This is a genomic window from Streptomyces sp. NPDC006296, assembly GCF_040613235.1.
In the GTDB taxonomy this organism is placed as follows: Bacteria; Actinomycetota; Actinomycetes; order Streptomycetales; family Streptomycetaceae; genus Streptomyces.
Genome location: NZ_JBEXRT010000029.1, coordinates 88543 through 98171, shown reverse-complemented (window position 1 = coordinate 98171; position 9629 = coordinate 88543). Strand labels below are relative to the sequence as shown.

The 9629-nt window shown below is 75.2% G+C and carries 8 protein-coding genes; 6 read left to right on the top strand and 2 right to left on the bottom strand.

The annotated features are described in order from the left end of the window. Together ABZ172_RS20820 and ABZ172_RS20815 are read right to left on the bottom strand one after the other, a co-directional pair. Window positions 1-1238 (bottom strand): Cmx/CmrA family chloramphenicol efflux MFS transporter (locus tag ABZ172_RS20820; RefSeq protein WP_356885229.1); only part of this gene is annotated, 1238 nt, incomplete at its 3' end. A 72-nt stretch (window positions 1239-1310) separates the two neighbouring features. Beyond that, window positions 1311-2000 carry a hypothetical protein gene (locus ABZ172_RS20815; RefSeq protein WP_356885225.1) on the bottom strand — a complete coding sequence of 230 codons (690 nt, stop codon included), beginning with the start codon at window positions 1998-2000 and terminating at the stop codon, window positions 1311-1313. Window positions 2001-2149: 149 nt separating this feature from the next. On the opposite strand from ABZ172_RS20815, the gene ABZ172_RS20810 reads away from it, so the two are divergent. The 6 genes from ABZ172_RS20810 (at window position 2150) to ABZ172_RS20785 (ending at window position 9577) form a co-directional block, all read left to right on the top strand. Next, window positions 2150-2899: a 5-oxoprolinase subunit PxpA gene (locus ABZ172_RS20810; protein WP_356885228.1), complete on the top strand. Its 750-nt coding sequence runs from the start codon at window positions 2150-2152 to the stop codon at window positions 2897-2899. Next, window positions 2896-3531 (top strand): allophanate hydrolase subunit 1, encoded by a 636-nt coding sequence (locus tag ABZ172_RS20805; protein ID WP_356885224.1) that lies wholly within the window; start codon window positions 2896-2898, stop codon window positions 3529-3531. The genes ABZ172_RS20810 and ABZ172_RS20805 overlap by 4 nt, the downstream gene beginning before the upstream one ends. Continuing rightward, the gene (locus ABZ172_RS20800; protein ID WP_356885223.1) at window positions 3528-4442 is read left to right on the top strand and encodes a biotin-dependent carboxyltransferase family protein; all 915 of its coding nucleotides are present in this window, start codon (window positions 3528-3530) and stop codon (window positions 4440-4442) included. Before ABZ172_RS20805 ends, ABZ172_RS20800 begins: the two co-directional genes overlap by 4 nt. 68 nt (window positions 4443-4510) lie before the next feature. Further along, window positions 4511-5917, top strand: a complete 1407-nt coding sequence (locus tag ABZ172_RS20795; RefSeq protein ID WP_356885222.1) for a lipase family protein — start codon at window positions 4511-4513, stop codon at window positions 5915-5917. Between the two features lie 174 nt (window positions 5918-6091). Then, window positions 6092-6781, top strand: a complete 690-nt coding sequence (locus ABZ172_RS20790; RefSeq protein WP_356885221.1) for a copper homeostasis protein CutC — start codon at window positions 6092-6094, stop codon at window positions 6779-6781. A 294-nt stretch (window positions 6782-7075) separates the two neighbouring features. After that, window positions 7076-9577, top strand: a complete 2502-nt coding sequence (locus ABZ172_RS20785; protein WP_356885220.1) for an MMPL family transporter — start codon at window positions 7076-7078, stop codon at window positions 9575-9577. Window positions 9578-9629 lie beyond the last annotated feature (52 nt).

Below are 9629 nucleotides of genomic sequence, written 5' to 3'. Positions count from 1 at the left end.
CAGCCGGCGGCCCGGTCGGCGGCGTGCTCCAGGCCGGCGGGCTGCTCCGCACCGCTGCGCGCCGGGGCGCCGGCGACGCGGCGGGACGGCGTACCGCCGCCGCGCAGCCGCAGCGAGACCGTCACCGCGACCAGGCCGAGCACCAGCATCGCGGCACCCGCCCAGGCCGTGGCCCGGAAGCCGAGGTCCGCGTCGATCACCGCACCGCCCAGCCACGGGCCGCTCGTGTTGCCCAGGTTGAACGCGGCGGTGGTCGTCGCCCCCGCCAGCGTCGGGGCGATCCCCGCGACGTTGAACATCCGGGCGTTGAGCGCCGGGGCCGTGTAGAACGCGGACAGCCCCAGCAGGAACGCCAGGACGACGACGGCGGCCTGGTTCGACGCGAAGAGCGCCAGCGCCACCAGGAAGACCGTCGAGGCGCCGATACCGCTCAGCAGCACCCCGAAGAGGTGCGCGTCCGCGACCCGGCCGCCGATGGTCGTCCCGATCAGCGCGCCGACGCCGAACAGCCCGAGCACCCACGGCACCCAGCCGGAGTCCAGTCCCGCCACGTCCGTGAGCAGCGGCGCGAGATAGCTGAACGCGCAGAACACCCCGCCCGCCGCGAGCGCCGTGATCACGATGGACAGCCACACTTGACGGTCCCTGTAGATCGCGACCTCCCGCCTGAGCTGCGGCTTCTCGTCCGGCAGCGGGATGCGCGGGATGCGTGTGACGACGCCGGCCAGCGCCACCGCGGACGCGGCCCCCACCGCCCAGAACGCCGAACGCCAGCCGAAGCTCTCCCCGAGGAACGCGCCCAGCGGCACCCCCAGCACATTGGCGATCGACAGCCCGCCGATCATCACGGCCATCGCCCGGGCCCGCGCGTTCACCGGGACCATCGCGATCGCGACGGCGGCGCCCACGGCCCAGAAACCGGCGCACGCCAGCGCGCTCACCACCCGGGAGACGAACAGCACCTCGTACGTCGGTGCCAGCGCGCCCGCGACCTGCCCCAGCCCGAAGACCGAGATGAGCGCGATCAGGGTCGTGCGGCGGGGCAGCCGCAGCGTGGCGACGGCCAGCAGCGGGGCGCCGACCACCATCCCGATCGCGAAGGCGGATATGAGCAGCCCGGCCTTCGGGATGGACACGTCCATGTCGTCGGCGATGGGCGGCAGCAGCCCGGACAGCATGAACTCACTGGTGCCGAGGGCGAAGACCGAGAGGCCCAGGATGTAGACGGCCATGGGCATACGGGGACGGCTGGAAGCAGAGTCGGGCATGACCGTGGCCAACAGCGCTTTCGGCCCTGTCATTCCCCCGTCTCACCGGCTGAGAAGCTCCAGCTCGGTCGCCAGGTTGTGCCGGGCCCGCGGCTCCCACTCCCCGGCCCCGTGGGGCGTACGGAACAACCGGGGCAGCTCCAGCAACTGCCGCAGGACGGCGGCGCGCCCCTCGCGGAACGCGCTCTCCGGGACGAAGCCGTACTCCTCCCGCACCTGGGACGCGTAGGCCGCGTAGTCCTCGGGGGCCGCCGCGAGGATCGCGAGATCCGCGTCGCAGAGCACCTCGCCGTTGGTGTCGCCGTCCGCCGGGTCGTGCGTGACGGTGAGCCGGACCAGCCGGGCGACCTCGGCCGTCGCGGCCCCGGGAAGACCCGCCTCGGGCAGCGCGCGCTCGGCGAGCGCCGCGCTGCGCTCCTCGTTCTCCGAGCGGTCCGGGCGGTAGACCGCGTCGTGGAACCAGACCGCGAGGCGCACCAGTTCCGGGTCGGCGGCGTGGCCGGCCAGGGTGTCGACGCGGTCCAGGACCTGCGTCAGATGGGCGGTGGTGTGGTAGCGCCGCTGGGGTTCCGCCCAGCGCGCGAGGAGGGCGTCGGCGTACGGGCCGGGATCGGGGCCGGTGCCGCCGCGCGCGGCGAGCAGGGTGCGGCACCAGCGGTCACGGAGACCGCCGCCGGGGTGCGGGCTCCCGGCGGTGCGGCTGCCGGACGGGTCGGGGACGCTGTCGCTCATACGCCGAGGGTAGGCCGTGCGCCCGTACCCATGGCCCACCCCCGGCCGTGCACGGGCCGTGCGTGCGGGCCCCGTTCCCTGCCGGGCGGGCGGGACGCTAGCGTGCGGCCGTGACGGATCTGACGAGTGAGACGCGCCCGGCCCGGTGGATGGACCTCAACGCGGACCTGGGCGAGGGGTTCGGACGCTGGACCCTGACCGAGGACGAGGCGCTGCTGACCTGCGTCACCAGCGCCAACGTGGCCTGCGGGTTCCACGCGGGCGACGCCTCCGTGATGCGCCGGGTCTGCGACACGGCGGCCGAACGGGGCGTGCGCATCGGGGCGCAGGTCTCCTACCGCGACCTCGCCGGATTCGGACGGCGCGCCATGGACGTGCCGGCGGCGGAGCTGACCGCCGAGACCGCCTACCAGATCGGCGCGCTGCGGGTCTTCGCGGAGGCGGCCGGCTCCACCGTCTCGTACGTGAAGCCGCACGGCGCCCTCTACAACCGGGTCGTCGGGGACGAGGAGCAGGCCGACGCCGTCGTCGCGGGCGTGCTCCTCGCGGGCGGGCGCCCGGCGGTCCTCGGGCTGCCCGGTTCACGGCTGCTCGCCCGTGCCGGGGCGGCGGGCCTGACCGCCGTCGAGGAGGCCTTCGCCGACCGCGCGTACACCCCGCGGGGCACCCTGGTGCCCCGCGGCGAGCCGGGAGCGGTGGTGCACGACGCGGACGAGGTCGTCCGCCGCAGTGTCGGCATGGCCGTCGACGGCGCCGTGACCGTGGTGGACGGCAGCCGGGCGGCCGTCAGCGCCCGCTCCCTCTGCGTCCACGGCGACACCCCGGGCGCAGCGGCGCTCGCCCTGCGGGTCCGCACGGCGCTGGAGGAAGCCGGCGTCCGCGTCCGGGCGTTCGCGTGAACGGCGTCAGGGTGCTGGCGGCCGGGCCGCGCGCCCTGCTCGTCGAACTGGCCTCCGGCGCCGACGCGGAGGCCTTCCACGCGGAGCTGCTCCGCCGCCGCGCCGCCGGGGACCTCCCCGCCGTGCGCGAGATCGTCCCCGGCGCCCGGACGGTTCTGCTCGACGGGGTGGAGGACCGCACCCTGGCGCGCAGGCTGGAGTCCTGGACCGTGCCGCCGCTCGACGGGGCGGAGGGGCGGGCCGTGGAGATACCCGTCGTCTACGACGGCCCGGACCTCACCGACGTGGCCGCGGCCTGGGGGGTCGCCGTCGAGGAGGTGCCGCGCATCCACGCCGGTACGGACTTCCGGGTCGCCTTCTGCGGGTTCGCGCCCGGCTTCGGCTACCTCACGGGGCTGCCCGGGCACCTGAGCGTCCCGCGCCGCAGCACCCCGCGGACCCGGGTGCCGGCCGGTGCGCTCGCCCTCGCCGGCCCGTACACCGGGGTCTACCCGCGGACCTCGCCCGGCGGCTGGCAGCTCATCGGGCGGATGCCCGGACCCGAGGCGCTCTGGGACCCCGGGCGCGAACCGGCCGCACTGCTCGGCCCCGGGACCCGGGTGCGCTTCGTGCCGGCGGTGGGGCGCGGATGAGCGCGGGCGTCGAGGTGGTCCGGGCGGGCGCCCTGACCACCGTGCAGGACGAGGGCCGCAGCGGCTGGGCGCATCTCGGCGTGCCCCGGGCCGGGGCGCTGGACGGTCCGGCCCGGCGCCTCGCCAACCGGCTCCTCGGCAACGCCCCCGACGCGGCGGTGCTGGAGACCACGCTCACGGGGTGCGCGGTCCGGGTGACCGGGACCCGGCCGGTGCGGGCCGTCGTCGGCGGGGCGGGGTGCCGGGTCACGGTGGACGGCCGCCCCGTCGCGTGGGGCGCACCCGTCCCGGTGCCCGCGGGCGCGGTGCTGGAGGCCGGTCCCGCCGTGCACGGGGTGCGCGGCTACCTGGCGTTCGCGGGCGGGCTGGTCCCCGCCCCGGTGCTCGGCAGCCGCTCCGCCGACCTGCTCTCGGGGCTCGGCCCGCCGGTCCTCCGCGACGGGGACCTCCTGCCGCTGGGCCGGCCGGGCGGAGCCCCGCCCGCCGGGCCGGTGCCCTGGCCGGGCGCCCCCGCCGAGCTGGTGCTGCCGCTGCGCACGGGCCCGCGCGACGACTGGTTCACGGAAGGGGCGCTGCGCACGCTCACCACCGCCGTGTACCGGGTCTCGGAGCGGAGCAACCGGATCGGCCTGCGGACGGAGGGGCCCGCCCTCCGGCGGGCCAGAGACGGCGAACTGCCCAGCGAGGGCATGGTGCTGGGGGCGGTGCAGGTGCCGCCCGACGGGCTCCCCGTGGTGTTCCTCAACGACCACCCGACGACGGGCGGTTACCCGGTCGTGGGCGTGGTCGCCGAAGCGGCGCTGGCCGGTGCGGCGCAGGCGGTCCCGGGGACGCCGGTGCGCTTCGTCCACGTCCGGGGGACCCCGGACGGGCCCGGAGCAGCACGTTACCGAAGCGTAACTTACCGGTGAGTTACCTCAGGTAACCCGCCGGTGCCAGCTTGCGCTCACCTTCATCGGAGCAGAGCGAGGAGTGAGCCGTGAGTCCGCGCAAGATCACCCGTTCGAGCTCGACCGTGCGTGCCCGCCGCAGCGCGGAACCCCGGCGGCCGGGGCGCCTGCTCGCCGCCTCGGTGGCCGCCGCCGCGTGCCTGTGCGCCTCCACCGTGTCCGCGTCGGCCGCCGGTCCCGCAGGGGCCGACGGGTCCGCGTCGGTGGTGTCCCGTGGGGTCACCGTCCCCGCCTTCTACGATCCGCCGGCGCAGCTGCCCGCCGCCGACGGGGCCCTCGTCCGGACGGAGCCGCTGCCCCTCGGGCTGAGCCTGCCAGGCCTGGACGGCCGCCGTCTGCCCGGCACCGCGACCCGGCTGATGTACAAGTCCACCGACGCGGGCGGCGGCCCCGTCGCCGTCACCGGCGCCTACATCGAACCGGCCGCCGCGTGGCAGGGCGACGGCCCCCGCCCCCTGGTGGCGCTGGCCTCGGGGACGATGGGCCAGGGCGACCAGTGCGCCCCCTCGCTGTCGCTCCAGCACCCGCTGACCATCGGCGAGGGCACGGTGTCCCTCGGCTACGACAACATCGCGGTCTACCGCTTCCTCGCCACCGGTGCCGCCGTCGTCGTCACCGACTACGCCGGGCTCGGCACGACCGACCGGCTCCACACCTACGTCGACCGGGTCGACGAGGGCCACGCGCTGCTGGACGCGGCGCGCGCGGCCCGCTCCGTCGCCGGGGCGTCCGTCACCGCCGCCTCCCGCGTCGGCCTCTACGGATACAGCCAGGGCGGCGGTGCCAGCGCGTCGGCCGCCGAGCTCCGGTCCTCGTACGCCCCCGACGTCAACCTCGCGGGCACCTACGCGGGGGCGCCGCCCGCCGACCTCACCGAGGTCATGAAGGGCATCGACGGCAGCGCCCTGGCCGGTGCGCTGGGCTGGTCGATCAACGGCTTCGTCCAGTCCGACCCCGAGCTGAAGGCGGTCGTCGACGCGCAGACCAACGCGGCCGGCAAGGCCGCGCTGAAGGACACCTCGACCATGTGCGTGGGCGACGCGATCCTCGGCTACGGCTTCACCCGGAGCGAGAAGTGGACCGCGAGCGGGAAGCCGATCGCCGACGTCATCGCGGCCGAACCGAAGCTGCGGGCGGTCCTCGACCGGCAGCGCATCGGCACCCTGCGGCCGACGGCCCCGGTGCGGCTGGCGACCGGGGTGCAGGACGACATCGTCGGTCACCGGCAGGCCAGGCAGCTCGCCGTGGACTGGTGCCGCAAGGGCGCCGAGGTGACGTACGAGGCGGTCGTGCTGCCCGACCTCGGCGACAAGATCCTCACCAACCACCTCGCCCCGCTCCTCACCGACCAGGGCGCCGCCATCTCCTGGCTGACCGACCGCCTCTCCGGCAAGAAGACCGCGTCCAACTGCTGGTCGATGCCGGTCCAGCCCTGACGCCCCACCGCCCGACCCGCGAGGCCGCGGCGCGTCCGCCCCCGGACGCCGCCGCGGCCTCGTGCTTCCCCCCGCGCGCCTTCACCCGGGGAGCTGCGCCCCGGGTAGCTGACCCGTAGTCTGGTTATTGGACTAGACCTGTAGTCCACAGCCGCTCCGAGGGAATGGAACACCATGAGCAACCGTGCAGTCCTGGAGGTGATCGCTCTCGACGCGGAGGACGCGGTCGCGGCGCAGACGGGCGGTGCGGACCGCCTCGAACTGGTCACCGACATGGCGGCCGACGGTCTGACGCCTCCGCTCCGGGTCTTCGAGAGCATCAGGTCCGCCGTCGACATCCCGCTCCGGGTCATGCTCAGGGCCGCGGACGGGTTCGCGGCCGGGGACATCGACGCCCTGGTGGAGAAGGCCCACGCCCTGCGTGCCGCGGGGGCCGAGGAGTTCGTGCTCGGCTTCCTGGACCAGGACGGGCACGCCGACCTGGTGGCCGTCGAGCGGCTCGTCGCCGAACTGGACGGCTGCCCGTGGACCTTCCACCGCGCCATCGACCGGGCCGCCGACCGCGACGTCCTGCGCAAGCACCTCGCCGACCTGCCGGGCCTGGACACCTACCTCACGGCGGGTTCACCGGACGGTGTCGACGCCGGTATGGAGACGCTGCTCGACGAGGCGGCACGCTCCGAACTGCCGGGCTACGAACCGCAGATCATGGTGGGCGGCGGGCTGCGTCTGGACCACCTGCCGCGGCTGCGCGCCGCGGGCATCGGCGCCTTCCACATCGGCGGGGCCGCACGGCCCGGCGGCTGGAGCGGCCCGGTGGACCCCGCCGCGGTACGGGAGTGGCGCACCGCCCTCGACGACTGAGGCGTACCCGGAGCCGTAACTCCTCCCCGGGCGGGTACGGGCGGACGTTTCCGGGCGGGTGCGGACGGACGTGTCCGGGCGGGCGGGCGGTGACGGGTGAAGGGCCCGGCGGTGACGGGTGAGGGGCCCGGGCGGTCATGCCGTTCCCGGCCGGGCGGTCAGGGGCGGGGGACCGGTTGCGCTCCGGCGCGGGGCGGTGTCACCCGTTCTCCCACGTCCGGCGTGCCCCCGCGGCGGGACCGGCTTTGAATGCTGCTGAGTGTTGCAGCCGTCCGGTCCCGCCCCGGAGTTCACATGTCGCATCAGCAGCCCGCCGCAGGTCCCGGCACCCCCGTGCGCCGGACGGGAATGCTGCACGCGACCGGGACGTGGTGCGCGCGCCACTTCGTGCTCGTCATCGCGCTGTGGATCGCCGCACTCGTCGCCCTCCAGGCGGTGCAGCACGCGTACGGAGGCGACTACTCCGACAACTTCGCGATCCCCGGCAGCCAGGCCCAGGACGGCCTCGACGTCCTGGAGAAGCACGCTCCCTCGGCGGGCGGCTACAGCAGCCAGATCGTGGTGCACGACGCCGACCGGTCCCTCGGCGATCTGAGCGGTCAGATGTCGACGGTGGTCGGCAGCCTCCAGAAACTGCCGGACGTGCTGTCCGCCGAGAACCCGCTGACCGCGCCGAGCAGCACCGGCGGACCGGACGTGGGCCCGCTCTCCAGCGACGGGAAGACCGCGTACATCACCGTCCGGTTCAGCGAACAGCCCTCCAGCCTCGGCTCCGGATACCTCGACGGGGTGGACGCCGCCGTGCAGCCGCTCCGCGCGGCGGGCGCCGAGGTGGAGTACGGCGGCTCGCTGGGCGAGCTGGCCCGTCCCGAGGCGAACGACCGCGTCAGCGAGGCCATCGGCTTCGGGGTGGCGGTCCTGGTACTGCTGATCGGCTTCGGCAGTCTCCTGGCGGCCCTGCTGCCGCTCCTCACGGCCCTCGTCTGCGTCGTCTGCGGGCTGGGCCTGCTGGGACTGCTCGCCGCGGCGACGACCTTCGCCACGGTGTCACCGACCCTGGCCACGATGATCGGGCTCGGTGTCGGCATCGACTACGCCCTGTTCCTGGTCACCCGGCACCGCCAGAACCTCATGGACGGCCGTGACCCGGTGGCGGCCGCGGGCGCGGCCACGGCGACCAGCGGACGGGCCGTACTGCTCTCCGGGTGCACGGTGATCATCGCGCTCTGCGGGCTCTGGGTCTCCGGCATCGGCTTCATCGGCAAACTGGGCGTGGCGGCGGCCGTCACCGTCGTCACGGCCGTGCTCGGGGCCCTCACCCTGGTGCCGGCGATGCTCGGGCTGACCGGGCGGTACATCGACCGGATCCACGTCCGCAGGCCGGTCGCCGAGGTCGAGCCGGGCCCGGAACCCGGCCCGCGGCACCGCGCCTCCGATGCCCGGCCCACCACGCCCGGTCCGCAGCCGGGCCCGCGGCGCAGCACCCCCGGTGCACCGCCCGGTCCGCAGCCGGGCCCGGAACCCGGTGCACCGCCCGGCCCGGCGTCCGGCCCGGCGTCCGGATCCGCCCCCGCTCCCGAACCCGGCCCCGGCCCGGCGTCCGAACCCGACCGCACCCCCGACCATGCCCCCGTCCTCGCCGGTCCGCCCACGCACGGCACCTGGCACCGGTACGCGCAGCGAGTGGAGCGCCGGCCGTGGTGGTTCCTGGGCGGCGGGGTCGTCCTGCTGGCCGTCCTCGCCTTCCCCGTGTTCTTCATCCAGCTCGGACACATCGGGGACGGCGCCGACCCGAAGTCCTTCACCGACCGGCGCGCCTACGACCTCATGTCCTCGGCGTTCGGCCCCGGGTCGAACGGCCCGCTGACGCTCGTCATCGACCAGAGCGCGGTCCCGCAGAGCGACCGGTCCGCCCTCCAGAGCCAGGCGCAGCAGTCCCTCGCCGAGGTGCCGGACGCGCTCCTCATCACCCCGCTCACCCCCACCCAGGACGGTGACGTCCTCACGGCGACCGCCTACTCCGTCGCCGCCCCGCAGGACGAGCGGACCACCGGCCTGGTCGACCACCTGTCGGACGACGTCCTGCCCGCCGCGGTCGCGGGCACCGCGGCGGACACCTACGTGACCGGCACGACGGCCGCCCAGGTCGACTTCCTGGACATCGTGTCCAGCCGGCTGCCCCTGATCATCGCGGTGGTCGTCGGGCTCGCCTTCCTCGTCATCCTGGCCGTGTTCCGCGGGCTGCTCGTCGCGGTCAAGGCGGCCCTGCTCAACGTCCTGTCGATCGCGGCCTCGTACGGGGTCGTGGTGGCCGTCTTCCAGTGGGGCTGGGGCGGGCCCGCGCTCGGCGTCTCCGGCGACGTCCCCATCGAGAGCTATGTGCCGATGATGATGTTCGCCATCGTCTTCGGCCTCAGCATGGACTACGAGATCTTCCTCCTGACCCGCATCCACGAGGCGTGGCTGGCCTCCGGCGACCCGAAGGCGAGCGTCGCGCACGCCCTGGAGATCACCGCGCGGGTCATCACCTGCGCCGCACTGATCATGGTCAGCGTCTTCGCGGCCTTCCTCATCAGCGACAACATCGTCGTCAAGATGCTGGGTCTCGGCCTCGCCGTCAGCGTGCTCATCGACGCCACCGTCGTGCGGCTGCTGCTGGTGCCCGCGGTGATGACCCTGCTCGGCCGCGCCGCCTGGTGGACCCCGCGGTGGCTCGACCGGATCCTGCCGCATCTCGACGCCGAGGGCTCCCGGACACCGGACGGGACACCGGTGTCCGGGAGCCCGCGGTCCTGACGGCCGCGCCCGGACGCCGGCCGTGACCGCCCGGCCCGCCTTCCGGCGGGGG

Coding starts and splice junctions, on each gene's coding strand:
- ABZ172_RS20815 (WP_356885225.1), bottom strand. CDS start 2,000: ATGAGCGACAGCGTCCCCGACCCGTCCGGCAGCCGCACCGCCGGGAGC.
- ABZ172_RS20810 (WP_356885228.1), top strand. CDS start 2,150: ATGGACCTCAACGCGGACCTGGGCGAGGGGTTCGGACGCTGGACCCTG.
- ABZ172_RS20800 (WP_356885223.1), top strand. CDS start 3,528: ATGAGCGCGGGCGTCGAGGTGGTCCGGGCGGGCGCCCTGACCACCGTG.
- ABZ172_RS20790 (WP_356885221.1), top strand. CDS start 6,092: ATGAGCAACCGTGCAGTCCTGGAGGTGATCGCTCTCGACGCGGAGGAC.
- ABZ172_RS20785 (WP_356885220.1), top strand. CDS start 7,076: ATGTCGCATCAGCAGCCCGCCGCAGGTCCCGGCACCCCCGTGCGCCGG.